This is a genomic window from Vibrio sp. 1249-1, from assembly GCF_033340495.1.
Map to the genome: position 1 here is coordinate 168,607 of NZ_JAWOWJ010000004.1, position 25,372 is coordinate 193,978.

The window sequence follows — 25,372 nt, forward strand, 5'->3', positions numbered from 1 at the left end:
AGCACAGATATATTAGTGGTTCACCGTTTTCGTTTAACCTTTGCGCGATTTAATGTTTGATGCCAGATAACTGAAGGAGAATTCGCTCAAGCTCATCCCATGGCAACAGCTGAGAATCTATCACTTCTAATCGTGATTCAAAGCCTTCTAAGCTGATTTCATTCACCGACACGACTCGGTTGGCAACATTAAACGCGTAACAACCTTGATCCGTATTGACCACTGCTTTAACACGCTCTGCGGTCAAGTCCGAAAGCATAGAGAAAAGCTTTTCAAAATCAAACTTATACTCTGCCCCAAACAACCACCCACAACTAAAATAACCCTGCCCTTTGTTCTCTTTGCGCACAAAGGCTTCACCAGGCGCCAATTGGAATTGAGGCTCTTGATGAGCGTGGTCATGATGATGTGACTCGATATGGGAAGAAGCGCTGCCGTAAACCCGCTCAATATCCAAGACTTCTATCGGCAACTCACCGTCATGAATAAGCTTACTGAATACTTTTGAAGGGGATTGGTCCGTCACCCAGTCATTAAACACATCAAGGTCGTGGCTGGAACATAGGTCAACCTTACTACCAATAACCACATCTGCACTGTCTAACTGGTCCACGAAGTTTTGGTTAGAAAGATACTTTTCATCACTTAAGTTACGCGGATCAACCAAGGCAATCGTCGCTTTAAGATCAACGTAAGGTTCATACTGCTGTGAGGTAAGCGTCGCGATAACCTGTTTTGGATGACCAAGGCCTGTCGGCTCAATCAATAAACGGTCCGGTTTTTGACGCAATAATGCGGTGATACCTACCGACATCGGCACACCCGCAGTGCAGCACATACAACCACCCGGCACTTCTTTAATCAGCGCGCCTTGGTCGGTCATCAATGCACCGTCGATGCCAATCTCACCAAATTCATTGACCAAAACCGCCCAGTTTTCTTTTTCCGGTTTGTTCTTCAGTAGATTTAAAATCGTGGTCGTTTTACCGACACCCAAAAATCCGGTCAGTATGTTGGTTGGTACTCGATTTGACATGCTTATCTCCGACACGTTAGTGCATTAATGCTCCAGCAAAGTATACGGAGAATGTGACTCGCTTCAACGCTTTTTATCGCACGCATCAAGCTCATTACGTGATGCGTTGGAACACATTTTTCGAGCTTGTTTGGGTTGACTTATCAACTCTGAACGCTTCATATCAGACAGGTATCTACTGGTATAAATAACGCAAGTAAAAAACGCGATAATAGCGACTACGATGGGAAGAACTCCGAGCGTGTTTTCGAATTTAAGCGCAGCAATAGCCAACGCGAAAACAACGACAGAGATAAGTGCGATTGACTTACTTTTGTTGCTTTTCATAATAACTCGCCTTTCGTAAAGTTAGCCCCTAACACCTCCAGTACTAGAGGAATGCCAGTTTGAACAACATCCAACCTGACTATTCAATGCTACTCCTTTCGCTACTTGTGAAATTTGACAAAGCTAACATTTACTACAACATCAAACGACGAGCTTATTATTATCTTTCAGACACTTACTGGATTTTAAAACACTTACTAGCAAATCGTTCCACCGCTTACCAGGATATCGCTATCATTGGCAATACAAACTTGCGCCACCAGCTTTAGTCCTTCGACTATCATGTCCAAAGACATAGAAGGCTGACTGCCATCTGCTGCTTGTTCTGGCAATAATGGAATATGAACAAACCCGTGACGAATCGGATTGTCTTTCAAGTAATGTTGGATCCCATAAAAGAGATGGTTACATACAAATGTTCCAGCACTGTTGGAAATCTGGCTAGGTATACCCTGCGTTTGCAATGCTTGCACAACACGCTTTATCGGTAGTGTCGAGAAGTAAGCATCAGGCCCATCAGCCACCACGGGTTCATCAATCGGTTGATGACCAGCGTTATCTGGAATACGAAAATCATCAACATTAATTGCGACACGCTCTGGGGTTATCGCGCTACGCCCGGCCGCTTGCCCTACAGTAATCACACAGTCTGGCTGGTGCGCTTCTATTGCTTCAATAACGACTTTCACCGAGTCATATCGAACTACGGGGATTGGGCAAGTAACTATCACACCGCCTTTTATGGCCACAGCCTCTAATTGCTTGACCGCTTCTAAGGCGGGGTTAATGGCGTCACCACCAAAAGGTTCAAAACCGGTAATCAGGACTTTCTTCATAACAGCCTTTAGGAAAAGAGTTTTACAAATTATTGCACTCCCCTTCACCCCATCCAATAGCAAAAGTATTGATGAGATAAACCAGACAACATTATGTGACTCATGTCTAACCAGCGAGGGTTTTCACTTTATTGAATCTAGACAAGTTCCGGACTATCGAGACTAACTATCGATGATTAGTGGCAGGGCAAGGTTCTCTCATTACATGACGCACGTAGAAGCTTGGTTTCCACGCTTAACTTAGGTAGAGTACGCGACCGCAATGCAATTCGAAGAGATTGAATACAATGAATATTGATAACCATGTAATCGAAACGATTGAAGAGTTGGAGGCATTTCTGCATTTAGTAGAAAGCGGCGCTCTAGGCCTTGAAGGTGTCACTGGCGTTGCGCTAGCCACCTCTAATACCGATGGCCGTCCATTTGTTGCCGTATTAGGAGAAAAGCACCAATTGCTCCTTGGCCGCTGGGTTTCGCAGCACGTATATGACAATGGTAAAGACATCGTTCGTAACGGCCCAACCAGAAAACACTAAGCGCTCGACGCCACCTATAACATCACGCCGTCTTATACACCAAGCGTATGCTTTGAAAGCAATGCGCTTGGTGTACTCAAAAAATAAAAAAGAAAAGGCTAGCCTTTATTAATTTTGTCGGTATACTGCACATCAGCTCTTACGGAAAGAGCTATTAATGTAATTAAAGATCAAAGTTTCTCTCAGTTCCACATCGAATTCCTCGTTTACGTTCCTGCGACAAAATAGTTATCTCTAAAATCATATAGTAGCACTTGATATTAGCTAAAAATTCAATATTTAAAACAATCAAATATAGAGGTATCTATGTCTAATAAATTAACTGGTTCAGTAAAATGGTTCAACGAAACTAAAGGTTTTGGTTTTATTTCTCAAGACAATGGCGGTGATGACGTATTCGTTCACTTCCGTTCTATTGTTTCTGAAGGCTTCAAAACTCTTACTGAGGGCCAAAAAGTATCGTTCGTTGTTGAACAAGGTAACAAAGGTTTACAAGCAGCTGAAGTAACTGCACTGTAATTCTTTGTGTGGCATCAATGTTGTTGGTGCCACAATCCCCTTCCACTTATTACTGCCCTTACTATTCTCTATCTGAGTTTATATACCCAAATCACTTACCTCTCCCACACCATCATTAATCACTTTCAATAAAGTCACTTTGGTATACATCTTTAGGTAATCACACAGTCTACCTTGCAATTCCAGTTTGGAACTAAATTAATCTCATTCATATCTGAATCACTTCGCCTCATGCTTTGCTCATAAAAATAAAGTTTATAAAATAAAAGCGATTGGCGAATATAAGAGAAAAAATGAAATTAAATATATCTGCTCAATCAATAAATTCTAATAACTACGAGCACATAATCCCTAGCTGAGAGATTGAGTTTGCACTGAAATGTCATTACATGAAGCCATTTATCGGACAACACTTCATAGGGACAGCGTGTGGAGTCACACACTTCGGGGTATTTGTTGAGTTAGAGGAACCGAACCGAAGGTCTCATTCCTTTATCAACTTTCCAAAATGGTGAGTTCGAATTTGATGCAGTCAAACAAAAAATTTCCAGCCAGAGCGCCACGTTTACTTTAGGGACCAAAGTGCACGCGTTGGTTAAAGACGTCGATTCGAAACAAAGAAAGATCATGTTCAACTTAAAAGATGCGGAACACGCGGTAGGCTAGCCTGTTTTAGGTTACTTTCTAATCCATTAATCAAAAATAAAAAATAAGCTTTTAATACCGCAATTAACTTGTGACATTTCGCTGACATCGACTCATTCTAAAACCCTAATATCTGACAAAGGAAACGAATCTAATTTTTGTTTCCAGACACCATCGCAGAGTGTATTTCCAGCACTCTGTTTGCCTCGAGAGGTTCTTATGACAGCCTAGGATCTCTCGAGGCTTTTTTGCACCTATTCAAACCACCTGATTCTACATCACAACTATTATCCCCTACACAAGCTGTACTTTTTAACTAGTGCACTAGATCGCGAACTCTGATTTAAGCAACTGATCACACAACCACTTCTAAATTTTGGGTATAAAAGTATCAATACTTTCGTTAACTAGGATGTAAATAATGAAAAACTCGTTTGATCTCACTATGCCCAACGAAGAAGGATACTTTGGTGAATACGGTGGTAGCTTTGTTCCACCTGAGCTTGAACAAATCATGCATGACATCAACGCAGCTTATGAGGAATGCAGCAAAGATCCTGAATTTAAAGCGGAACTCGCTCGCCTGTATAAGCACTTTGTTGGACGACCTAGCCCAATCTTCCATGCGGAAAACTTGTCTAAAAAATACGGAGCAGACATCTACCTAAAGCGCGAAGACTTAAACCATACAGGCGCACATAAAATTAACCACTGCTTAGGGGAAGCCATTCTCGCTAAAAAGATGGGTAAGAAGAAACTGATTGCTGAAACTGGCGCAGGGCAACACGGTGTTGCGCTTGCTACAGCCGCGGCATTGGTTGGCTTGAAATGCGATATTTACATGGGTGAAGTTGATATCGCCAAAGAACATCCGAATGTCGTCCGCATGAGAATCCTTGGTGCTAATGTCATTCCTGCCACTCATGGGCGCAAAACCCTCAAAGAAGCGGTAGATTCTGCATTCGAAGCTTATCTGAAAGATCCTGATACACTACTTTATGCGATAGGCTCTGTCGTTGGCCCTCACCCATTCCCTAAAATGGTGAGAGATTTCCAATCAATTATCGGTAACGAAGCACGAGTTCAATTCAAAGAAATGACCGGCAAGTTACCCAATAATCTCGTCGCATGCGTTGGAGGTGGTTCTAACGCGATGGGGCTATTTACTGCTTTCTTAGAGGATGAACAAGTCGCCATTCACGGCGTTGAACCTGCGGGCCGCTCTTTGCAAAAGGTTGGCGAGCATGCTGCAACACTCACACTCGGTGAGCCAGGTATCATGCACGGATTTAAGTCTTACATGCTTAAAGATGCGCAAGGCGAACCTCAGGAAGTGTACTCTGTAGCAAGTGGCTTGGATTACCCATCGGTTGGGCCTCAGCATAGTTACTTAAAAGACATTGGCCGTGTCAATTACGGCTCAATCAGTGATGACGAAGCGATTGATGCCTTCTTTGAGCTGTCTCGTGAAGAGGGAATAATCCCTGCTATTGAATCCTCACACGCTGTCGCTTACGCAATTAAACTCGCGCAGCAAGGAGAAACCGGCTCGATTTTGATCAACTTATCAGGCCGTGGTGACAAAGACATTGATTTTGTCGTTGAACACTACGGCGCAAAATACGGCATTGAATCACTCATATAGCCTAACTCCGTAGCCTAACCCTACATGCAAAAAGCTACCTGGTACTAGGTAGCTTTTTGTTTTTGTCTACTATTTTAAGAAGCAAGTCCCTTTACTCACTGCTCTCACTATACCTTTAGAGCATAATTCGATTAACCGATAAGAGCTGGAATGCCTGGAAGCTGACCAACAACAGCAAGGGAGCCTGCACAAACGATAAACGCAGTGCCAGGAATCAGATATTTATCTTTGCGCGATAGTTCGTTAGCACGCTCATGGTCGCCGATAAGCCCGAGATTATCCAGCAGCATAGTGATTGCCCAACCGAAGACTGGATTAACGAATGCACAGGCAAAAATACAGATACCTGCACTGAGTGAATCTTTATGCTTATGGATCATCTGCATACCCGCTTCAAGGAGTGGTAAGAATACACCCACAATCAAAGCAACGCGCAGAACAGGTTCCCACATTGCTAGATCCATTGGGTAGCCAATTACCGCCGCCGCAATACACATGAAACCCGTCAACAGAGCGCCACCTGGAATAGGACGCTTGGCAATTGCGGCAGGAATCATGTACGTTCCCCAAGAAGAAGCTAGGTTTCCGCCCCCTAAGAGTGAACCAACCCCCTGACGAACAGATGCTCCGACCATCGTGTCGTCGACATCCATGAGTACACCTTTCGCTTCTTTTGGGTAGTTAAGTTCTTGAAACACACGATGGCCGAGATAATCAGGGGACCACATAGCGACTGCCAGTAGAGCAAATGGAGTCACGGCAATAAAGTGCTCTAGGGTTGGCCAGCCTAGCTGCCAGCCTGTATCTTCACCCCACCAGTAGAATGGACTGAAATTAGGCAGGCCCGGTTCTGTGGTAAAGGCAAACTCAGCGCCCATCAAATAAGCAACAATACCCGCGAGTGCAGAGCACAATGGGATAGCGAGCCAACGTTTATTGATCTTGGCTAAGTAAGCGTAAACCATAACGGTTAGGCCTATGACCACAAACGAAATGTAACCTTGGTCCGTACTTGCAGCCCACGCTTCCGTCTTATTAATTTGCCCGAGCAACCCAACAGCACCAAGGTAGATCAACAACCCTCCTCGAACCCCGATACCAGTCAGAGTCATGAGTTTAGAGCCACCTTTGGTTAAAGCGAGAATTAAACCAAAAACACATACCATCAAACCTAGCGCGAGAGGGTGCCCTCCTGCAGCTGCGATCATAGGAATCAGCGGTATCATTGGGCCATGGGTTCCCGCTAAGTTTGCATTCGGGTTTAGGATGGCAGAAAACAGGATGACGAACAGGGCTCCAGCGATAAGTAATTCGTAACGCACGTTTTCTGCAATGAATTCCGGAGATAAACCAAACTGAGCAGCAAAAGCGGAAACCATGGCAGTGACCATAACCACTTTACCAATGGTTGCTGCTAATGCAGGTACCCAGTCTTCGATTTCAATACTGTAATCACGTGAGGGCAAATGAATTCCCCAGCGACGGAAACTCATGACGGTTAAATCATGATTTAGAAAGTCTTCTCGGCTTTCAAATTCATGCGGTTTTTTGCGCACATCCCTGTAAAAAGTCTTACTTTTGTCAGACATTGAGTCATCCTTTTATGTTTCAACGTTGAACTACGTCAACTAGAGTTTCGCTTGGTAGACAGGCCTTCGACCAATACGAGACAACACCCACATCAAACTTCTAGGCCATACTAAGAAAGCGGCATGAACCAATTTTGATTTTGAGCTTATTAAGCATGTGTTGCTATGGGTAGGAATATTAGACATTAGTAAAAGAACAACAAAAATCTCACTTATTACACAACAATTTAACATCGAGCTGGGACGCTTGAACTTTTAAGAGTCATTTTTGAGCAGAGAGCCAAGTAGAGCGGCCAATTCCGATTTATACTTTCAAGGTAGAGAGCACTGTGCTCGCATCCATCGCAAAGTAACTATAGATATCTCTACATTGTATACTTTGTTAAACTCCGCCCTTTAATGAGTAAGGCCCTTAAAAATGATGACTGACGAAGAGAGAATCGAGCTGCAACAGAACAATCCACTGCACGGATTAAAGCTAGAGACTATGTTGCAAGAGTTAGTGGATTTTTACGGCTGGGACATTCTAGATACAGCAATGCGTTTTAATTGCTTTAACACTAAGCCTTCGATTGCAAGTAGCGTGAAGTATTTAAAGAAAACCGAATGGGCGAGAGAAAAATTAGAAAACTTTTACCTTTATCGCTTTAAGCGCATGCCACGCGCGAGCGAAGAAGAATACAACTTACCACCAAGAGCTCGTACCTTCCCTCATGGCCTTGAACCTAAAGAGCCAATGCCGCTAACCGTTGACTCTATTCTTAAGTCACAAGCCAAAGCAGCGTCTGCATTTAAAAAGCGTTCACCTCGCGGACGCCCTGCTCGTCGCCAATAACACTATCTTGAAAAGCAATAGAGCCCTACTGGTAGCTCCAGCAGGGCTCTATTGTTCTTTAAAGGAATGGCTAGAAGCGAAGACTCAAGCTAGTGAGCATTCCTTTTCTCTAACAACTCCCGTAAGTAAACTCACATGTAGTTTACGTTTTCTATTGATTACGCTTTTTCTTCTTTTTACCCGTACCTGCCGGCTTCGCTCGCGGCTTCATTGGTAAAAAGTAGGCTTCACTCTGATCGTCTTCCACTTCAAAACCGACTACCTGCTCGCGTTCAAGTTGGAACTTATTTTTCTTTTCTATCACTTTGAAATGGTGGTAGTCGTCGTAATCGATAAGAGATAATCCTAAACCTACTTCACCAGCACGACCACTACGACCGATTCGATGCATATAATCAGCAGGGCTACGCGGAAGATCGAAGTTAATCACCACTGGAAGTTTTTCAATATCAAGGCCGCGTGCTGCGATATCAGTGGCAATAAGAACTTGAATCTCGCCAGACTTAAAACCGTCAAGGACACGAGTACGAGCGCCCTGCCCTTTATCACCATGGAAAACTTCAGCGGTAATACCGCGTTTTGACAACTTTTGAGCTAAATGGTTACAGGCATTCTTAGCGTTCACAAAAATCAAAGTCTGTCGCCACTGATGCTGTTTGATTAAGTGCGCGAGTACCGCCGTCTTCTCACCTTTATTTACACTAAACACGCGCTGCACCAAAGTGCTGGCTTCTGCGCTCTGCAACTGAACTTCAACAGGGTCGCGGAGCAACTGCTGAGCCAGCGTCGTGACTTTATCAGGGAAAGTAGCAGAAAATAACAGCGTCTGTTTCTTCTCTGGTAGTAACGCAAGAATCTTATTCAGTTCTTCGGTAAATCCGAGGCTCAACATTCGGTCGGCTTCGTCAAGGACGAGCGTTTCTACTTGGCTCAACTTAATCGCGTTACTGGATACCAGATCAAGTAATCGACCCGGCGTAGCTACGATAATGTCACAGCCACCGCGAAGCGCTAGCATTTGTGGGTTCACCGATACACCACCAAATACGGCAACCGTTTTGATCTTATCTCTAAGATGGTACGAGTAAGATTTGACGTTGTATGCCACCTGTGATGCCAACTCACGAGTTGGAACTAAAATCAGGTGAGAAACGAAGTTACCACGGCGATTGTTTGATCCGTCTTGCTGAACAATTTTTTGCAGGATTGGCAGCGAAAAAGCAGCGGTTTTACCAGAACCCGTATTGGCACCACCAATAATATCTTTCCCTTCAAGGATATCAGGAATAGCACGGGATTGAATGGGTGTCGGTTGGCTGTATTCTAACGCTTCTAGTCGCTCGACTAAGGTTGGAATCAGGCCAAGATCGGCAAATGTCGCTTGCTGTGTTTTATCTGTCATTACGATGAGTGGCTCAGTGCTAGTAAAGGCCGTGTATCTTATGCTATTTCGCGTCTGGATGTTAGAGATAATGGCCCAAACAGAAGATTGGTGAAAGAAGCACTATAGGGTTCAGGAATTTCCTTTCACTAACATGAGTTAATGGTTTCGGTAACCAATACTCTACGACCAAGATGGTAGCGTTCGCGATAAGCAAAGGGAAAAGGAGCCAGGCATTCTGACTCCTGTAAAACAAAACACATTGTATTTTGGGGAAAGAGATTACAAAGGCAGGCCACATCCGAATCAAAGGCTTAACCACACTATTTAAGCCCTGTGGTTTTGAGAGCTTAATATAGCTTGAGAAAACTCCAGGTCACTAATGTCCATCGTTGTCTATTTAACTAATGTAGTGGACTCGGTTGTATAGATTACTTTCTCCCAATACCACGGTTCTTCTTAGGGCAAATTTGACTGCTATAGCCACAATCGTTACTGATGTCGTATATGGAAATACCTGTTGTCAGAAAGGTAACGCGCCAAGATGAGTAATGTTGCATATCATCCTCGTAAGCCCAATTCCTTCACGAGGTAGTAATGGAAAAAATTAATTTATCCCGATATCTGATATGTAGCTTCGCCTTTGTGTTGCTTTATCCTACGGCAATAGATTTCTACTTGGTTGCTTTACTACAAATCGCCCATGACCTGTCTGCCAGCGAATCACAACTTCATATTGCTTTTTCTATTTACCTCGCTGGTCTAGCATCGACTATGGTTTTTGTTGGGCGAACTGCTGATTGTTTAGGACGCAAACCTGTTGCCATTTGCGGTGCAGTGATTTTTACCCTTGCATCAATGTTCGCGGGCTCTGCTGAGACCAGTAATAGCTTCCTAATAATGCGCTTTTTCCAAGGCGTAGGTGCCGCATGTTGCTATGTAGTGGCCTTTGCCATTTTGCGTGACACTCTAGGGGACCCAGAGCGAGCTAAGGTTCTATCGATGCTTAATGGAATTATCTGCTCTATTCCAGTACTTGCCCCCGTGATCGGCAATCTGATTATGATCAAGTTTCCGTGGCCCGTGTTATTCACTGCCATGGCGATAATGGGTGTTGTGATAGGTTTAATTGCTTGCTTTGTCTTGAAAGAAACCTTGCCTAAAACCAAGCGCACAACTTTAAAGGTGAGTGAAGCTTCGAACGAATCACTATCTAACCGCTTTTTCATATCGCGCGTTATTTATACATCTTTAGGCGTCACAGCTATTCTCTCTTATGTAAATACGTCACCAATGATAATAATGGATTCAATTGGTTTTACTCGAGGCGAATATTCAACAACGATGGCACTACTCGCGATGGTAGGTATGACGACATCGTTTTCAGTTCCATTTGCTCTTTCTTGCTTCAAACAAACCACATTGATGTTCGCTGCACAAATGACCAATTTTCTGTCGGCTATCGTTATTCTCGCGGCTCACTTGAATAGCGATAGTCCGACACTTTATATGGTAGGATTCACTCTGCTCAGCATGAGTTTTCCAATGGGGTTTGGTGTGGCGATGAGCCAAGCGTTAAGCCAGTTCTCACGCAAAGCTGGACTTGCAAGCTCTATGCTTGGCATAGGTCAGGTTTCTTGGTCTGCACTTTACATTTGGTTGATGGCGACGCTAGGTGTGTCGGCCGTGATGATGTTAATGATAGCGTTGGTTGCTAGTGGCGTTATTGGACTCTCCGTAATATTATTATTTCCAAATCATAACGTTAGTGAGCCTCATGAAGAAATCTCTTGCCCGACTTGATCTTAATTTACTGCTCACTCTGCAATTGCTACTGCAAGAGCAGAGTGTTACTAAAACGGCGAAAAAACTTAATGTAACTCCCTCAACCGTGAGTAAGTCTCTAGGCAAACTACGCGCTTGGTTTGATGACCCGCTTTTTGTGAATACGCCGCAAGGCCTAAAACCAACAAATCTCGCGACAAACGTGCAAGTGCTTTTGTCAGACTGGATGCAGATCGGTAACCAGATTGTTTCACTCAGAGGTGATGATGTTCCAAGCGGAGTTAAATTTCATCTTGGAGTAGAGTCGCCATTGTCACTCATCATGGTCGACGAACTGACCAAACGAATCCATGACTTTTACCCAGACTCAACGGTAAAGTACCATAACTGGGATGAGGACTCATTAGATGCCATCACTAGCGGTGAAGTGGATATTGGTTTTACTGGCCGCGAAAGCCATCCTCGCTCCAAAGAGTCGTTAGAACTGCTACCGTATTTCATTAACTTCGAAGTGTTGTTCTCAGATTTACCTATGGTGTATGTCCGCAAAGATCATCCTGCGCTCAAGCAAGAGTGGAATTTGGATACTTTCTTAAGCTATGCCCATATCAATGTAGCATGGGAGAAAAATGACAGTTGGGTGTTAGATGAGATCTTGGCTGAGCAGGGACACACTCGAAACGTTAGCCTAACGATGGCGAGTTTCGAGCAAGCTTTATTTGTTGCAGAAAAGCCCGACCATCAAATGTTAACCACAGCACCAAAATATTGTCAGCGATACTGCGAACAGCTTCACCCCAACTTAATAGCGTTGCCTATCCCCGTTGCTGAAGATTATCAGCACAAGCTACTGATTCCATTTACTATGATTTGGCACAAGCGCAATAACCAGAACCCTAAAATCGTGTGGTTGAGGGAGACGATAAAGAGCCTGTATGGCACAAGTTGAACAGTTAATGTTTAAGTACATTTAAAGTAAAGGAATAGACATTCTCCCCCTTTATGTTGTCAATAAGCGTAGGAGTGTGATCTTGCCTTCTATTAGATTAAATACTTGAAAATCTTGGACTCTATTATCCACTTCGAAATTGATTTCAGCTCATTTGGGGACAAAAAAGAGTCAGCCTAACGGTCTGGCTCTTTTGAATGAAAAAATAGTCTGGTGGGAGAACTTGTAAGGCTGTGGCAGGTTACACTCACTTACTCCTTAGGCAGGTGACCAGTTTCCTTCGCAAGCTTTTGCATCGCCTCGGCAAACGTTGTTGTCCCGCCTTTAGCTTTAAGCTGTATTACCTTATATCCCAACTTTTCCAACGCTTGGCGCTCTGCCAAAACAGCTTTGTCATTGTGTTGGCTACCTTGAGCTGGCTGATGAATGTAGCATCCCTCTAGTTTACCATCTTCGACCAATTGGTGATGTTTCAGTGCATCGATATCAAAATTCATAATAAGTCTTTTCATTAAGAGTGGGAGTTTCTGTGGCTAGTTACATACGCTTCAAAGGCTTCACGACACTATCTAAGCCTTCAATTTTGAGCGCTAAACATAGCTTGAGCAAATCCCCTAGCTCGCCGCTTGGCCAGCCCTTTTTATCAAACCACAGTAAGTATTCTTCAGGCAGGTCGATTAACACTCGCCCTGCATATTTCCCAAATGGCATTTGCATTCTAGCGAGTTTAATGAGGTTTTCTTTTTCTAACATAAGTGACAGAGAGTTAAGGTAACTCGCCCAAGGGTAACACTGGTTCTCCCTCCTCACCAGCAAATCGCAGTCACGTTTATTTTTGGCGGCCTTGACTCGCTTTATGCTAGAGTACGCGGCATAAAAAATGAGAACGAGAAAGCAATGAAGTCACCTTGTCGAGCAGCATGTAAAAATAACGCCGGAATATGCTCTGGTTGTCACCGAACGATGGATGAAATCATCCAATGGAAAGACAAAACCGATCTCCAACGAGATGCGATTATCGAACAAATCGCAGGAGAAGATTCAACACACAGTTGTCCTGAATGCGGGACTCAAGCCCATTGTGATATCGCCGCAGGCAAAGAGACATGCTGGTGCTTTACTATTGAAACCCGTGATTTACCCAAGCCAAGCGCCAACCAGCTGTGTTTGTGCCGAAAATGTCTAGAAAAAAAGCCAGTCGCGTAATACGACTGGCTTACTGATCATCGTTTTCTGACTGGTGTTTATTTAGCGGTTAAAGCGGACGCTTCAAACTTAATGCCTTCCCACCCTGTCACCATAAAATTACGAATATTCTGGTGATCGCTGTTCTCTGGATGCTGCAATACATCTTCACGATAAAAACGGCCAAAGCAGGCTAGCGTCGCTTCTTTGTCTAGGTTGTTTAGCAAACCGAAAGCGAAGATCTTACACGAACCGTTGTTCTCGCCTGCATTGTTTTGTGTCTCACCATTTACAAAAGCGGTTGGCTCAAACGTATAGTTATCTTCGATCACCGCCATCGTTGCTTCAAATTCGACCTGCTCTGGTGACGCTGCCAATAAATCTAAAAACGATTTTAATTCCATTATTCCTCTATCCCTACCTCATCATATTGATGACACATTAGTTTCATAAAAAGCCAATATAAGAGTCATCAATCATACATATATTCAGAGCCTTACCAAATCACACGTCATTCAGCGCTCTATCATTCCAGTTGCGGAAATGGACAGCAGCATAAAACCCATGCTGATTGACAACCTATCGGATTGATAAGGAGATATCATGATCACCCCTTTAAAGGCAATCGGTGTACTCGCATTGTCATCACTTGCCATCGCGTGTTCATCACAACCCGAAGATACCGTGGCTTCATTCGCTACACAATGCAAACCTACCACTGCACCCGTTACTGGGGAAACGTCAATTCAAGGTTTAACGTTTATCGGAACATCCGTTGCTGATGCTCCATTCGACACATCGGCAGCTGAAATCGTGAGTTATGACGCCTGTACAGATAAGCTCTATGTGGTGAATGCTCAAGCAAAACGTATCGATGTAATGTCTATGGATGACAACGGCGTACCAACGCAAAGCGCATTCATTGATCTCAACAGCGCTGGCGAAGCAGCGGGCATTGAAATTGGCGCAGCAAACAGTGTCGCTGTATTCAATGGTTTGGTAGCAGTTGCGATTGAAAACAGTAATAAACAAGCGAATGGTATTGTTGGCTTGTACCGCTCCGGCGATTTGTCATTAGTCACGACTTTCCCAACAGGCGCATTGCCAGACATGGTTGGCTTCTCAAAAGATGGCCGATACATCGCAACCGCTAATGAAGGAGAACCAAACAGCGATTACAGCATTGACCCTGAAGGTAGTATCACTTTGATCGATCTGAGCCTTGGTGTTACTCAAGCAGAAGTGACACAAATTGGCTTTAACGAATTTGATGGTTCACGAAAAGCAGAGCTCCCAATGAATGTGCGTATTTCGGGGCCAAACGCCACCGTCGCACAAGATCTAGAGCCTGAATACCTCACTTTTGCAGATAACGGTAAAATCTATGTCGCGCTACAAGAAAATAACGCCATGGCAATCGTCAATCCAGAGAGCAAATCGGTAGAAAAAATTGTTGGCTTAGGTGAGAAGTCTTGGTCGGGCGCTAAACTCGATGCATCCAACAAAGACAAAATCATTGGGAACTTGAAAAGCTACCCACAACTGGTTGGCTTATTTATGCCTGACACCATCGACAGCTACTCAGTGAATGGGAGTACTTACATCGTATCGGCAAATGAAGGCGACGGGCGTGAGTACGGATTCAAAACCACTCAAGAACTGTGCGACAAAGCTGGCTTTATGTGGGATGAAGACGATTACCTCGGTACAGATGAATATACATCTGAGCAAGGAACCTGTTTAAGCCATATTGATGAAGTGCGCGGTAAGAAGCTGAAAGTGGCAGCAGAACACCCATTGGCAGAGGCACTAAAAGACAACAAACAACTCGCGCGTTTAAAAGTGATTAAGCCGGAACAAACGCTTTCTGCACAAGAGAATGTTCAATCATTTGGCGCGCGTTCATTCTCGATTTGGGATGAAAACGGCAAGTTGGTCTTCGATAGTGGTGACGATTTCGCGACTATCGCGCTGCTGAATGAAGGCAAGAACTTCAACAGCACCAACGATAACAATAGTAGTGGGGATGACCGAAGTGATGATAAAGGTATTGAGCCAGAGGCGATTGAAGTAGCACAAATTAACGGTCGTCATTACACGTTTATCGGCTTGGAGCGTCAAGGCGGTATCATGATTTATGACATCACAGACCCGAAACAAGCGCAGTTTATGCATTACGTAAACCGCCGTGATTACAATCAGCCAGTATGTACAGAAGTCGAAGATGGCGAATGCATGAACGACACATACAATCCAAAAGCAGGCGATTTAGGTCCAGAGTCCATTAATTACTTTACCCGTAACGGTGGTCATTTTATCGTCGTTGGCAATGAGGTATCGGGCACGACATCCGTCTTCCGAATCAATCTATAAAGTAATGTAAAAGTCATTTAGAACCAAAACGCCCGACGTAAGCCGGGCGTTTTTTGTATGAGGTAATGTCCTACTCTGCCGATGCTAGCGCGTCACACTTTGATGCGCAGATAAAATCGTTTTTATGCAGACCTTTGATAGAGTGACTCCACCACGTTACGGTAACCTTACCCCACTCCAACAAAATAGAAGGATGGTGGAACTCATCTTCTGCCAGTTCCGCGATTTTGTTACTGAAAGCCCATGCTTGTTTGAAGTTCTTAAATTTATACACCTTTTCTAGTTGAGGTATGTCTTCTCTTTCAATGATCTGCCAATCAGACAATTGCAGCAGCAGAGATTGTTGTTCTTCTTTGCTTAGTGCAATGGCATCGATACTACAAGCTTCGCATTTTTGTTCATTCAACATGAGCAGGTTCCTTTGGTTCAAAAAGTGGAGGAAGCAGTCCAGCTTCAATCGCTAGATCGGCTTGTTTCAATAAATTTAACTGACTGATTTTAAAGAGCTGAGAAAAGTCATCAATCACGTAATACTTCGGTTGCATGATGTCGATACGATAAGGCGTTCTCAGCACTGTTTGTAATTCAAATGGGTCGCGAATTGCTGCATCACTCTCTAATGCGTAGAGGGTTTCGCCAGGAGATGAGAGAATACCACCACCGTAAATTTTGGTTTTGTCCCCTTCTTTCACCAAGCCAAACTCTACGGTAAACCAGTAGAGGCGAGCGAGATAGGCTCTTTGTTTTGGGGTAGCGGCTTGCCCTAGTTGACCATAATGCTCGGTAAATGCAGCAAAGTCTGGGTTGGTTAACATCGCGCAATGACCAAATATTTCGTGGAAGAAATCTGGCTCCTGTAAGTAATCGAACTCATCTCTTGTACGCAAGAATGTGGCGACTGGAAAGCGCTTATTACCGAGTAGATTAAAAAACCGGTCGAAATCAATAAGCGCGGGAACGGGCTCCACTTGCCAACCTGTTGTCTCCATCAAGACACGATTAATTTCTGGTAACTGAGGAACGCGGTCTTGAGGTAAATCAAGCAGCGTCAAACCGTGTAAATAAGCCTCACAAGCTCTGTTTTGGATCACACCCATTTGTCGTGTTACCAAATCTCGCCAAATGGCGTCTTCTTCACGGCTCCATTCAACCCTGCCTTCCTGGTTTACAGGTTTAGAACGATACTGCGTCATGGCTCATCTCCATTAACAAATCCTTTACATTAAGCCTATCTGTAGTCTTAAGAGCTTCCAATCCCTGTGCGATTTTCTCAGCACCACCCCAATGTAACATATTGTTTACAACACATCGTAACTGCATGATTTTTATGACACGATATAATCTCTGGCTTGTTTGACTTTATCGTGTATTCCTCTCAAACTAAACCCTGTTATCACTTTGTTATAGAGGGACCTATGCGCGAGAGCAGCAAAGTATGGCACCCGAGCGAAAGTCGTATCGAAGAAGCCAACATTACACAGTTTATTGAACACATTAATCGACAAGGAAATACCCTTGAAAGCTTCGCTGATCTGCATCAATGGTCACTCGATCATGTAGAAAAATTTTGGCAGGAAGTTTGGCTATTCTGCGACGTCATTGGCACTCAGGGAGAGACCATAAAAGAGCGAGCAGAAAGTCGCTGGCAGCAACCTGTTGAAAATAGGGATATAAAATGGTTCCCAAACGCGCAAATTAACTACGCCGAAAATTTGCTAACCTACGCGTGTCACCAACCCGATGATCTCGCGATTTGGTTTGAAAATGAACGTGAAGAAAAACAGACCTACACCTGGAAACAATTGTGCGAAGAAGTTTCGAGTGTGCAGCAATGGTTGAAAGAATGTGGAATTAAGCAAGGTGATGTCGTCGCTGGTTATTTACCTCACCTACCTCAAACGGTGATAGCTATGCTAGCAACCACCAGTTTAGGGGCGACCTGGACTTCCACCTCACCTGATTTTGGCATCGAAAGCGTTTTGGAGCGCTTTGGTCAAGTGAAACCCAAAATCCTGTTTACTTGTGATGGCTATACATTCAATGGCAAAACTTTCGATATGTCTGAGAAAAACCAGCATATTGCGGATCATCTTGATGGTCTTAAACAAGTTTGCCAAATTAGCTACCTTAAACCACACATTTTTGAATGCGATGTCTGCACCCAAGATTGGCAAAACGTCCTGAATCAATACACCCCCGAAGCGCTGACTTTTACTCGTGTGAATTTTAACGATCCGCTATTTGTGCTCTATTCTTCAGGCACAACAGGCAAACCGAAATGCATCGTTCATTCCGTCGGCGGAACGGTGCTTAATCACTTGAAAGAGCATCAACTGCATTGCGATATTCAACCGAACGACCGAGTGTTTTACTACACAACCTGCGGCTGGATGATGTGGAACTGGCACGTTTCTTCACTCGCGAGCGGTGCATGTTTGGTGATTTTTGATGGTAGCCCTGTTTACCCCACTCATAATGTGCTCTGGGACCTCGCAGAACAAGCCGAAGTGACGCTATTTGGAACCTCAGCAAAATACCTAGAGGCGCTGGAAAAAGCATCTTTTTCTCCGCAGAAAAGTGATGCATTTCCAAGTCTGAAAACCATTTGCTCAACGGGCTCTGTTCTGTATCCAGAACAGTTTGATTATGTCTATCAGCACATTAAAGAAGATGTACACCTCGCCTCGATTTCTGGCGGAACAGACATTTGTGGCTGCTTTGTATTGGGCAACCCTATTTCTCCCGTTTATCGGGGAGAGTGCCAATCAGCAGGGTTAGGGGTTGATGTCCGAGTCTTTAACCCACAAGGTAATAGCGTAATGGGAGAGCGCGGTGAGTTGGTTTGTGCCAATTCATTACCCAACTTCCCTGCTGGCTTTTGGAATGACACCGGTGAGAGATATCATCGCGCTTATTGGGATAAATTCGACAATATTTGGCACCACGGCGATGATGTTGAACAGACCCGCGTTGGGGGATACGTGTTTTATGGTCGAAGTGATACCACGTTGAATCCTGGTGGCGTAAGAATCGGCACGGCCGAAATCTATCAGCAAGTGAACTGTATAGACGGTATTCTAGATTCGATCGCAGTAGGAAAAGAAGTCGATCGCAACGAACAAATATGGCTGTTTGTCCAATTAGTCAAAGGGGTAGAGCTCAATGACGAGATGATCGCTTCCATCAAAGCACAGCTAAAGTCTGCATGTTCTCCAAGGCATGTACCTAGTGCAATTTACGCAATAAGCGATATACCTAAGACACGCTCAGGAAAGCTGGTCGAGTTAGCCGTTAAGCAAGTCGTTAACAACCGAAGCGTCGAAAATTTAGGCGCAATAGCCAACCCTGAAGTGCTGGAGGAGATACGCAGGATAGTCGTCTCAAAATAACCTCCGAAGACTAAGTTGTTCGAGTATGTCCTTGCCTGCACCACGACGCTTGTTTAGAGCAAGTGAAGTTACATATACCCTCAGCAGATAAGAAAAAAGCGAGCTTGTTAGCTCGCTTTTGTCATTTTTTGTTCTTTATTCAGCGGTATTAGCGACGACCAAGCCCCATTAATACCGACATTGTTTTACCATCAGATGTAATGTCAAAAACGTGTTGCGATTCAACTTCAGTAAAGCCTGCTTCTTTCAGTGCACGCTCAGACTTCGCAAGGGTAAAACCGTCTTGTTCACATTCTGCAATCCAATCAAAATGAACAAAATAGCCGCCGTGGTTAAGTAGAGAATGCGAGATCGTTAATGACGCGTCTAAGTCTTCCACAAACGCTAAAACTGATGATGCAACCACCAAGTCGAACTGTCCACGAAACGCCGGATGCTGAGCGACCAAGCCGCGAGATAATGCATCTACCACAGGTTCTACGTTGACGAGCTCTTTTTTATCGAGTTCCTCAATCATGGCTTCCGATGCGTCTAATGCTACGATGTCTTTAACCATCGGTGACAATCGTTGACTTAACTGCCCTGTTCCGCATCCAAAATCTAGTACTTTAATGCCATCAAGCTGAGTTAGCTGTTGTAACTGCTCAAACACCGACTGCGCAAATTGCTCTGTTGCTGGATTTGATTCCCAGTTTTTTGCTAAGCCGTCCCAATCTTGTGCCATCGTGGCCTCCATGTTCACTTTTTGTAACCCACATAGATTACCGCAAAACCGTTAAAAGACCATAGACTTATCTGGCGGATTCGCGTTTTTTTCGATAATCTTTCATGGCTTTGGGAGCGCATCTGCATAATACCCAAATTATTTGAATTCATTTATTGGTTGTGTCAAATCATGAACTTAACTCAAGTAGAAGCCTTCTGCACCATCGCTGAGTGTGGTTCTGTTTCTGAAGCGGCAAGGCAACTCGACTGCAATCGCACCAAACTCAGTATGTCGATTAAGGCATTAGAGAAAGATCTCGACGTTGAATTGTTTAACCGAACTGGCAACCAGCTCACCCTCTCTGAAGCTGGGAAAGCCATTTACAAAGATTGCGAACACCTACTTATCATCGCACAACGGGTCAGAAAGACCTGCGCTCAAATCTCGGAAGGGTTTAACGCGGAAGTTTGGGTAGCACGTGACGACTCCTTACCTGATGATCTCTGGCAAGAATTATCTCATACATTGAATAACCGCTTTCCTTCAACAACCTTCAACTTAATCTTGGCATCCAGTGGCGACTTAGCCAACTTGGTCAGTACCCACCAAGTAGATTTTGCTTTCGGCGTTGATTATGAGCGAGTAGACGATCCTCGTATCGTATATAACCCGTTAGGCAAGATACGTATGATGTCAGTATGCAGTGTAGAACACCGCCTAAGTAAGATGCGCCGTGTCTCAGACGAAGATCTACGTAGTCAAATGCAAGCACTAATGGTGTACCTAAATGAGAAAGACAACCCTGAACTGCAACCTTTCTCGACTCGATATATTGGTTTTTCGAGTTTTGACTACATGCTGAACACCATCTTAGAAGAAGACGCTTGGGGCGTGCTTCCTGAACCATTAATCCGCCATTACCTTCGTCAGCAGAAGCTCGCCGTTATCAAACACACATACGGCTTGACGCAAGAAGACTACTGTATGTTTTCACCTAACGGCCATACTGAGCATCCAGCAATGACGTGGTTAGCAGATAAATTGAGCGAGTATTTATTTGACTTCTAAACATTTTATCAGTGAGCGTCAATTTTACTGACACCAAAAAATCACAGTAAGTCATTGTTTTATAAGAACATAAATAAAAACGCAATTTTTTAAATTAGTTACTGGTCACTTTGTGGTTGCCTAAATTACCTTATGAGCGAAGAATAGTAAGGTATTAAAATTCAAAGGCATCTTTTATGTGTGACAGGACAAGCAAAAACGAAAACCGTATTCTAACCATTTCAGCCCTTTTGGCATCTGGGTTCGCTGCTGGTGGTATGGTACTTGGCTTGCTTGTAGGCTCAATTGTCATCGTTTTTGACGGTGTTTACTCTTTGGTCAGCTTACTGTTAACTTTATTGTCACTGGCCGCTTCTTACTATATTAACAAGCCTTCAAAATCTGTATTCCCATTTGGAAAAGCGGTCTTAGAACCAATCGTTATTGCGATAAAAGCAGCCGTCATTTTAGTGGTTGTAAGCTTCTCTCTCTACTCTGCGATATCAGCATTGATGTCTGGAGGTCGCGAGGTCGATGCTTCTATTGCGACCTTATTCGGCATCGTGAATGTTATCGGCTGTGGTTACGCTTGGTGGTTTATGGCGAAACGCAGCCGCCGCTTCTCATCAGGCTTGATTGAAGCGGAGAAAAAACAGTGGCAAATGGATACTTTGTTGAGTGTGGCGGTGACCGTAGGATTTATCTCGGCTTGGGCTGTTTCACTAACGCCATTCTCTGAGTATGCGGTATATGCCGACCCCATGATGATGGTTTTAATGGGCTTTTACTTCCTCAAAGTACCGTTCGATATGCTAGTAGGTGCCTTACGTGAACTACTAATGATGGCACCAAGCAAAGAGCTGTGTCAGAGCGTTGGCAAAGATGTTCTTGAGATTGAAAAAGTAACTGAGCATCAATTGAAACTGGCTGGCGTAACGAAGGTGGGCCAAGAGCTACGAGTAAATGTGGACGTACATATTGATGACGACACATTGGAGCTTGATACACTAGAGCACACTCGTAAGCAGCTTATCAAGCGACTGTCGAAGCACAGATTCAAGCTTCAACTACACTTGAACGTCGCTTATTAGAGTGCCACCAAAGAGCCGTTAAAACTCAATAAAAAGCTCCCAATCTCGGGAGCTTTTTTAATTTTTTCGATTTATTTGCTTCGTATTCGAATACAGCTCGCAAGGGAGATCTGTTCGTTGCTCACTTAAATTCTCTGATCTCGTTGGTAACTTACCCAGCCGCTTCGCGCTTCTCTTTGGTGACTAACCAACACATCAGCGAGCCCACCGTTACCATCACAACGCCCTGCCAAAAGCTATGGCTCAGAGTTACGCCAAGAATAATGGAAGAAAATAAAGCGGAAAAAATGGGCGTGAAGTAAGACAAGGTGGCGAGAAAAACCATATTGCCGCCAACGATCGCGATGTTCCATAAACCATAACCACCAGCCATTAAAGCCGCAGAAGCCACTAAGTACCCCATCGCTTCCCAACTGAATGTCATTGTTGGCTCATCCGTAAACGCATATTTGACCCAAAGCGAAACAGCAGTTGCAATGAAAAACAGGGTAATCGCATTATGTTTAGATTGCTGCCTTTGGGTTAAGTTGCAATAAAAAGCCCATATAACCGCGCCAGCGAAAGCCATAAAATACACCAGAGGGTTACTACTGACATTGGACATGATCTGAGTTATGGATAAGCCATTCTCACCGCTCACAGTCCAAGCAACCCCAACAAACGCCAGCGTAACTGCTGGATAAAGCAACCAGTTTGTTTTTTTATTACTGCCAAGGACCGCAAATAAAACCGTCAGTGCAGGCCAAAGGTAGTTGACAATCGACACCTCAATTGCCTGCGCGCGCGAGTTGGAATATCCCAAAGATAGAGCGAGAAATATTTCATAACAAACGAACATCGCACCACCAAGCACAAGATACTTGGGAGAAAAGTAAGACAACTTTGGAATACCGACCACGATAAGAAGGAAAACAGAGCTGAGAGAGTACAACATGGCTGCCCCACCTACAGGACCTAAACTCTCCGTAACCAACCTCGCGATGCCAAGCAGACAACTCCAAGAGAGAATCGCGATACAACCATAAAGTGTGAAACGAAATTGCACTGATTTCATGTGACCTACCACTCACGAATGCCAAAGGAAACGTCAGCTTAACTCAAAAATGATCAGGTTCAACGTACTGTTTTATAAAAATCAGTATAAAAATCATTCTATTAAGCCGTTGGAGTTGATATGAAACATTTTCTGCCCTCTAGTGTTATGCTTACACCCTTTGTTGTGCGCTACTATGATGAAGATGACAACGAGAGTGAAAACGTTAAAACACATTCGGAAACGCATGGTCTAGATAGCGAAGAGCAATCTAAGGAACGTTCAGAGTAAAGGAATCCAAACATGAAAAAAGTCGCAGTCATTTTAAGTGGTTCAGGCGTTTACGACGGTTCTGAGATCCACGAAGCAGTGTTGGCGCTCTACGCCATCGAGAAAGCAGGGGCAACTTGGCACTGCTTTGCACCTAACATTGACCAACTCCATGTCATCAATCACCTAACTGGTGACGAAATGGATGAAACCCGTAACGTCTTGATCGAATCAGCTCGTATCGCACGCGGAAACATTGACGATGTTGCCAAACTTAACGTTGATGAATACGATGCCCTACTGCTTCCAGGTGGATTTGGTGCTGCGAAAAACTTAACCGACTTCGCCGTTTCAGGTGCAGAGTGCTCCATTAACACACACGTAGCTCAAGCTTGTCGCGCGTTTGCTAATGCGAAAAAACCAGCTGGCTATCTGTGTATTTCTCCTGTCATTATTCCGATGATTTATGAGCAAGGCGTGAAAGGAACGGTAGGCAACGATGAGGCAGTCTCAATAGCATTTAATCAAATGGGCGGTGAACACACCACGTGCCCTGTCGAAGACATCGTTTTTGATGAAAAACACCTCGTACTTTCAACCCCTGCTTACATGTTGGCAGAAAATATCTCTCAAGCGGCTTCAGGTATCAAAAAGTTAGTATCAAAGCTGATTAAAATAGCTTAATTATTAGTAGTTAACTTATAAAACACTTCCCTACCCCCATTGATAATTAAGTTATTAATGGGGATTTTTTATACTTTAGTCGAATTTAGAGATATATCCGCGTCAGAAGTCAATTTCTGCCAATCGTTTGCGTCCATAGTTTCATATTTGTTCTACTTTATATCAGTGTTGCACTTATACGCAGTGCAACAAGATCACTGTCACAGTTTTTCTCTTGCAAGTACCTCTAAGTAGGTAAACTTGCTTCAGATCAACTTCAATCTGGAAACGAATGTGCGACAGTAAATGGCAAATTAAGAAAGATTATTAAAAATAACGACGGAGCTATCCAATATGACAAGTGCATTTTTTATCCCTACGGTAAACCTAATGGGCGCTGGTTGTTTGAAAGACGCAGCAGACAGCATCCAATCTCAAGGCTTTAAAAAAGGTTTGATCGTTACGGATAAGATCCTTAACCAAATCGGTGTAGTCAAACAGGTTCAAGACCTTCTCACTGAGCGCGATGTAGCAACCGTTGTGTTTGATGGCACTCAACCAAATCCAACTATCAGCAACGTTAACGACGGCTTAGCACTTCTTACTGATAACGAATGTGACTTCGTTATCTCTCTAGGTGGTGGTTCACCACACGACTGTGCGAAAGGTATCGCGCTTGTTGCTTCTAACGGCGGCAAAATCGCAGATTACGAAGGCGTAGACCAATCTGCAAAACCAATGATGCCACTTATCGCGATCAACACGACGGCAGGTACTGCATCTGAAATGACGCGTTTCTGCATCATCACTGACGAAGAGCGTCACATCAAGATGGCAATCGTTGATAAGCACACAACACCGCTTATCTCGGTAAACGATCCAGAGCTAATGCTCGCTAAACCTGCTTCGCTAACTGCGGCAACAGGTATGGATGCCCTAACTCACGCGATTGAAGCTTACGTATCTATCGCGGCAACACCAATCACTGATGCGGTAGCAATTAAAGCGATTGAGCTTATCCAAGCTTACCTACGCACAGCAGTGAAAAACGGTGAAGATCTAGAAGCTCGTGAACAAATGGCATATGCACAGTTCATGGCGGGTATGGCATTCAACAACGCGTCTCTAGGTTACGTACACGCAATGGCACACCAGCTAGGTGGTTTCTATGACCTTCCACACGGTGTTTGTAACGCGATTCTTCTACCTCACGTACAGCGTTACAACGCGCAAGTATGTCCTGAGCGTCTACGTGACGTAGCAAAAGCAATGGGCGTAAACGTAGAAGGCATGTCTGCTGAAGCAGGTGCAGCGGCAGCAATCGACGCTATCGTTACTCTAGCGAAAGATGTGGGTATCCCAGCAGGTATCAAAGAGCTTGGTGCGAAACTAGAAGACATCCCAACACTAGCAGACAACGCACTGAAAGACGCTTGTGGTTTCACTAACCCTAAACAAGCAACTCACGAAGAAATTTCTAAGATCTTCGAAGAAGCGATGTAATCTCGCTAACTAAACAATTCTCTAGCCTT

General features: G+C 44.1%; 26 protein-coding genes and 1 pseudogene. 15 read left to right on the forward strand and 12 right to left on the reverse strand.

Annotated features, from left to right (window positions below; translation table 11 throughout):
• Positions 1-49: 49 nt before the first annotated feature.
• The 3 genes from R7Z50_RS09725 to pcp form a co-directional block, all read right to left on the reverse strand.
• Positions 50-1,036 carry a CobW family GTP-binding protein gene (locus tag R7Z50_RS09725; protein ID WP_017821090.1) on the reverse strand — a complete coding sequence of 329 codons (987 nt, stop codon included), beginning with the start codon at positions 1,034-1,036 and terminating at the stop codon, positions 50-52.
• Between the two features lie 63 nt (positions 1,037-1,099).
• On the reverse strand, positions 1,100-1,363 hold the full coding sequence (locus R7Z50_RS09730; protein WP_005375648.1) for a hypothetical protein: 264 nt from the start codon (positions 1,361-1,363) through the stop codon (positions 1,100-1,102).
• Positions 1,364-1,560: 197 nt separating this feature from the next.
• Positions 1,561-2,199, reverse strand: a complete 639-nt coding sequence (gene pcp, locus R7Z50_RS09735; RefSeq protein WP_206952773.1) for a pyroglutamyl-peptidase I — start codon at positions 2,197-2,199, stop codon at positions 1,561-1,563.
• 287 nt (positions 2,200-2,486) lie between these two features.
• Here pcp and R7Z50_RS09740 point away from each other — a divergent pair, with 287 nt between their 5' ends.
• From R7Z50_RS09740 to trpB, 4 genes and pseudogenes are all read left to right on the forward strand, one after another.
• A complete protein-coding gene (locus R7Z50_RS09740) occupies positions 2,487-2,735 on the forward strand; it encodes a hypothetical protein (RefSeq protein WP_005375646.1) in 249 nt (82 codons plus the stop codon).
• Between the two features lie 306 nt (positions 2,736-3,041).
• Positions 3,042-3,254 (forward strand): cold-shock protein, encoded by a 213-nt coding sequence (locus R7Z50_RS09745; RefSeq protein ID WP_005375644.1) that lies wholly within the window; start codon positions 3,042-3,044, stop codon positions 3,252-3,254.
• Positions 3,255-3,613: 359 nt separating this feature from the next.
• Positions 3,614-3,920, forward strand: a pseudogene (locus R7Z50_RS09750) (S1 RNA-binding domain-containing protein); the annotation flags it as partial.
• Between the two features lie 400 nt (positions 3,921-4,320).
• Entirely contained in the window at positions 4,321-5,544 is a 1,224-nt protein-coding gene (gene trpB, locus R7Z50_RS09755) for a tryptophan synthase subunit beta (protein ID WP_258457153.1), read from the forward strand.
• Positions 5,545-5,675: 131 nt separating this feature from the next.
• Here the strand turns inward: trpB and R7Z50_RS09760 are convergent, their stop codons facing one another.
• A complete protein-coding gene (locus tag R7Z50_RS09760; protein WP_085569280.1) occupies positions 5,676-7,133 on the reverse strand; it encodes a DUF3360 domain-containing protein in 1,458 nt (485 codons plus the stop codon).
• Positions 7,134-7,551: 418 nt separating this feature from the next.
• Here R7Z50_RS09760 and R7Z50_RS09765 point away from each other — a divergent pair, with 418 nt between their 5' ends.
• On the forward strand, positions 7,552-7,968 hold the full coding sequence (locus R7Z50_RS09765) for a VF530 family DNA-binding protein (RefSeq protein WP_005375544.1): 417 nt from the start codon (positions 7,552-7,554) through the stop codon (positions 7,966-7,968).
• A gap of 151 nt (positions 7,969-8,119) precedes the next feature.
• Here R7Z50_RS09765 and R7Z50_RS09770 read toward each other — a convergent pair whose 3' ends face one another.
• The gene (locus tag R7Z50_RS09770) at positions 8,120-9,370 is read right to left on the reverse strand and encodes a DEAD/DEAH box helicase (protein ID WP_053307822.1); all 1,251 of its coding nucleotides are present in this window, start codon (positions 9,368-9,370) and stop codon (positions 8,120-8,122) included.
• Positions 9,371-9,946: 576 nt separating this feature from the next.
• Between R7Z50_RS09770 and R7Z50_RS09775 the strand changes: the two genes are divergently transcribed.
• Both R7Z50_RS09775 and yidZ read left to right on the forward strand, forming a co-directional pair.
• Positions 9,947-11,152: an MFS transporter gene (locus R7Z50_RS09775; protein ID WP_318091655.1), complete on the forward strand. Its 1,206-nt coding sequence runs from the start codon at positions 9,947-9,949 to the stop codon at positions 11,150-11,152.
• Positions 11,127-12,083, forward strand: coding sequence for an HTH-type transcriptional regulator YidZ (yidZ, locus tag R7Z50_RS09780; RefSeq protein ID WP_033907131.1), 957 nt, complete (start codon positions 11,127-11,129; stop codon positions 12,081-12,083). Before R7Z50_RS09775 ends, yidZ begins: the two co-directional genes overlap by 26 nt.
• A 251-nt stretch (positions 12,084-12,334) precedes the next feature.
• On the opposite strand, the gene R7Z50_RS09785 is transcribed toward yidZ, so the two are convergent.
• Both R7Z50_RS09785 and R7Z50_RS09790 read right to left on the reverse strand, forming a co-directional pair.
• Complete coding sequence (locus tag R7Z50_RS09785; RefSeq protein WP_033906842.1) at positions 12,335-12,580, reverse strand: hypothetical protein; 246 nt, start codon at positions 12,578-12,580, stop codon at positions 12,335-12,337.
• A 40-nt stretch (positions 12,581-12,620) separates the two neighbouring features.
• Positions 12,621-12,836, reverse strand: coding sequence for a DUF3820 family protein (locus tag R7Z50_RS09790; RefSeq protein WP_005375557.1), 216 nt, complete (start codon positions 12,834-12,836; stop codon positions 12,621-12,623).
• Between the two features lie 144 nt (positions 12,837-12,980).
• Here R7Z50_RS09790 and R7Z50_RS09795 point away from each other — a divergent pair, with 144 nt between their 5' ends.
• A complete protein-coding gene (locus R7Z50_RS09795; RefSeq protein ID WP_080276966.1) occupies positions 12,981-13,289 on the forward strand; it encodes a cysteine-rich CWC family protein in 309 nt (102 codons plus the stop codon).
• Positions 13,290-13,327: 38 nt separating this feature from the next.
• Here R7Z50_RS09795 and R7Z50_RS09800 read toward each other — a convergent pair whose 3' ends face one another.
• Complete coding sequence (locus R7Z50_RS09800; protein WP_005375560.1) at positions 13,328-13,672, reverse strand: HopJ type III effector protein; 345 nt, start codon at positions 13,670-13,672, stop codon at positions 13,328-13,330.
• Between the two features lie 199 nt (positions 13,673-13,871).
• Between R7Z50_RS09800 and R7Z50_RS09805 the strand changes: the two genes are divergently transcribed.
• The gene (locus R7Z50_RS09805; RefSeq protein ID WP_206969231.1) at positions 13,872-15,641 is read left to right on the forward strand and encodes a choice-of-anchor I family protein; all 1,770 of its coding nucleotides are present in this window, start codon (positions 13,872-13,874) and stop codon (positions 15,639-15,641) included.
• Positions 15,642-15,711: 70 nt separating this feature from the next.
• Here the strand turns inward: R7Z50_RS09805 and R7Z50_RS09810 are convergent, their stop codons facing one another.
• Both R7Z50_RS09810 and phhA read right to left on the reverse strand, forming a co-directional pair.
• Positions 15,712-16,050, reverse strand: coding sequence for a 4a-hydroxytetrahydrobiopterin dehydratase (locus R7Z50_RS09810; RefSeq protein WP_005375563.1), 339 nt, complete (start codon positions 16,048-16,050; stop codon positions 15,712-15,714).
• A complete protein-coding gene (gene phhA / locus R7Z50_RS09815) occupies positions 16,040-16,834 on the reverse strand; it encodes a phenylalanine 4-monooxygenase (RefSeq protein ID WP_005375564.1) in 795 nt (264 codons plus the stop codon). The genes R7Z50_RS09810 and phhA overlap by 11 nt, the downstream gene beginning before the upstream one ends.
• 222 nt (positions 16,835-17,056) lie before the next feature.
• Between phhA and R7Z50_RS09820 the strand changes: the two genes are divergently transcribed.
• Complete coding sequence (locus R7Z50_RS09820) at positions 17,057-19,030, forward strand: acetoacetate--CoA ligase (RefSeq protein WP_206969229.1); 1,974 nt, start codon at positions 17,057-17,059, stop codon at positions 19,028-19,030.
• Between the two features lie 148 nt (positions 19,031-19,178).
• Here R7Z50_RS09820 and R7Z50_RS09825 read toward each other — a convergent pair whose 3' ends face one another.
• Positions 19,179-19,754, reverse strand: a complete 576-nt coding sequence (locus tag R7Z50_RS09825; RefSeq protein ID WP_017821100.1) for a class I SAM-dependent DNA methyltransferase — start codon at positions 19,752-19,754, stop codon at positions 19,179-19,181.
• Between the two features lie 171 nt (positions 19,755-19,925).
• Between R7Z50_RS09825 and R7Z50_RS09830 the strand changes: the two genes are divergently transcribed.
• Both R7Z50_RS09830 and R7Z50_RS09835 read left to right on the forward strand, forming a co-directional pair.
• Positions 19,926-20,804 carry a LysR family transcriptional regulator gene (locus R7Z50_RS09830; RefSeq protein WP_005375568.1) on the forward strand — a complete coding sequence of 293 codons (879 nt, stop codon included), beginning with the start codon at positions 19,926-19,928 and terminating at the stop codon, positions 20,802-20,804.
• Between the two features lie 176 nt (positions 20,805-20,980).
• Complete coding sequence (locus R7Z50_RS09835; RefSeq protein WP_053303754.1) at positions 20,981-21,874, forward strand: cation diffusion facilitator family transporter; 894 nt, start codon at positions 20,981-20,983, stop codon at positions 21,872-21,874.
• Positions 21,875-22,025: 151 nt separating this feature from the next.
• On the opposite strand, the gene yddG is transcribed toward R7Z50_RS09835, so the two are convergent.
• Positions 22,026-22,928 (reverse strand): aromatic amino acid DMT transporter YddG, encoded by a 903-nt coding sequence (gene yddG / locus R7Z50_RS09840; RefSeq protein ID WP_053350622.1) that lies wholly within the window; start codon positions 22,926-22,928, stop codon positions 22,026-22,028.
• A gap of 120 nt (positions 22,929-23,048) precedes the next feature.
• Between yddG and R7Z50_RS09845 the strand changes: the two genes are divergently transcribed.
• The 3 genes from R7Z50_RS09845 to yiaY all read left to right on the forward strand — a co-directional run bounded on the left by R7Z50_RS09845 (position 23,049) and on the right by yiaY (position 25,343).
• Positions 23,049-23,198, forward strand: a complete 150-nt coding sequence (locus R7Z50_RS09845; RefSeq protein WP_017634379.1) for a hypothetical protein — start codon at positions 23,049-23,051, stop codon at positions 23,196-23,198.
• 12 nt (positions 23,199-23,210) lie between these two features.
• Positions 23,211-23,861, forward strand: a complete 651-nt coding sequence (gene elbB / locus R7Z50_RS09850; RefSeq protein ID WP_138939597.1) for an isoprenoid biosynthesis glyoxalase ElbB — start codon at positions 23,211-23,213, stop codon at positions 23,859-23,861.
• A gap of 333 nt (positions 23,862-24,194) precedes the next feature.
• Positions 24,195-25,343 (forward strand): L-threonine dehydrogenase, encoded by a 1,149-nt coding sequence (yiaY, locus tag R7Z50_RS09855; RefSeq protein ID WP_005442614.1) that lies wholly within the window; start codon positions 24,195-24,197, stop codon positions 25,341-25,343.
• The last annotated feature ends 29 nt before the right edge of the window (positions 25,344-25,372 follow it).

Coding starts and splice junctions, on each gene's coding strand:
- R7Z50_RS09845 (WP_017634379.1), top strand. CDS start 23,049: ATGAAACATTTTCTGCCCTCTAGTGTTATGCTTACACCCTTTGTTGTG.
- R7Z50_RS09760 (WP_085569280.1), bottom strand. CDS start 7,133: ATGTCTGACAAAAGTAAGACTTTTTACAGGGATGTGCGCAAAAAACCG.
- R7Z50_RS09810 (WP_005375563.1), bottom strand. CDS start 16,050: ATGTTGAATGAACAAAAATGCGAAGCTTGTAGTATCGATGCCATTGCA.
- R7Z50_RS09725 (WP_017821090.1), bottom strand. CDS start 1,036: ATGTCAAATCGAGTACCAACCAACATACTGACCGGATTTTTGGGTGTC.
- elbB (WP_138939597.1), top strand. CDS start 23,211: ATGAAAAAAGTCGCAGTCATTTTAAGTGGTTCAGGCGTTTACGACGGT.
- R7Z50_RS09745 (WP_005375644.1), top strand. CDS start 3,042: ATGTCTAATAAATTAACTGGTTCAGTAAAATGGTTCAACGAAACTAAA.
- R7Z50_RS09785 (WP_033906842.1), bottom strand. CDS start 12,580: ATGAATTTTGATATCGATGCACTGAAACATCACCAATTGGTCGAAGAT.
- R7Z50_RS09740 (WP_005375646.1), top strand. CDS start 2,487: ATGAATATTGATAACCATGTAATCGAAACGATTGAAGAGTTGGAGGCA.
- pcp (WP_206952773.1), bottom strand. CDS start 2,199: ATGAAGAAAGTCCTGATTACCGGTTTTGAACCTTTTGGTGGTGACGCC.
- R7Z50_RS09820 (WP_206969229.1), top strand. CDS start 17,057: ATGCGCGAGAGCAGCAAAGTATGGCACCCGAGCGAAAGTCGTATCGAA.
- R7Z50_RS09805 (WP_206969231.1), top strand. CDS start 13,872: ATGATCACCCCTTTAAAGGCAATCGGTGTACTCGCATTGTCATCACTT.
- R7Z50_RS09835 (WP_053303754.1), top strand. CDS start 20,981: ATGTGTGACAGGACAAGCAAAAACGAAAACCGTATTCTAACCATTTCA.
- R7Z50_RS09730 (WP_005375648.1), bottom strand. CDS start 1,363: ATGAAAAGCAACAAAAGTAAGTCAATCGCACTTATCTCTGTCGTTGTT.
- R7Z50_RS09775 (WP_318091655.1), top strand. CDS start 9,947: ATGGAAAAAATTAATTTATCCCGATATCTGATATGTAGCTTCGCCTTT.
- R7Z50_RS09765 (WP_005375544.1), top strand. CDS start 7,552: ATGATGACTGACGAAGAGAGAATCGAGCTGCAACAGAACAATCCACTG.
- yiaY (WP_005442614.1), top strand. CDS start 24,195: ATGACAAGTGCATTTTTTATCCCTACGGTAAACCTAATGGGCGCTGGT.
- R7Z50_RS09825 (WP_017821100.1), bottom strand. CDS start 19,754: ATGGCACAAGATTGGGACGGCTTAGCAAAAAACTGGGAATCAAATCCA.
- R7Z50_RS09800 (WP_005375560.1), bottom strand. CDS start 13,672: ATGGAATTAAAATCGTTTTTAGATTTATTGGCAGCGTCACCAGAGCAG.
- yddG (WP_053350622.1), bottom strand. CDS start 22,928: ATGAAATCAGTGCAATTTCGTTTCACACTTTATGGTTGTATCGCGATT.
- R7Z50_RS09790 (WP_005375557.1), bottom strand. CDS start 12,836: ATGTTAGAAAAAGAAAACCTCATTAAACTCGCTAGAATGCAAATGCCA.
- yidZ (WP_033907131.1), top strand. CDS start 11,127: ATGAAGAAATCTCTTGCCCGACTTGATCTTAATTTACTGCTCACTCTG.
- phhA (WP_005375564.1), bottom strand. CDS start 16,834: ATGACGCAGTATCGTTCTAAACCTGTAAACCAGGAAGGCAGGGTTGAA.
- trpB (WP_258457153.1), top strand. CDS start 4,321: ATGAAAAACTCGTTTGATCTCACTATGCCCAACGAAGAAGGATACTTT.
- R7Z50_RS09830 (WP_005375568.1), top strand. CDS start 19,926: ATGAACTTAACTCAAGTAGAAGCCTTCTGCACCATCGCTGAGTGTGGT.
- R7Z50_RS09795 (WP_080276966.1), top strand. CDS start 12,981: ATGAAGTCACCTTGTCGAGCAGCATGTAAAAATAACGCCGGAATATGC.
- R7Z50_RS09770 (WP_053307822.1), bottom strand. CDS start 9,370: ATGACAGATAAAACACAGCAAGCGACATTTGCCGATCTTGGCCTGATT.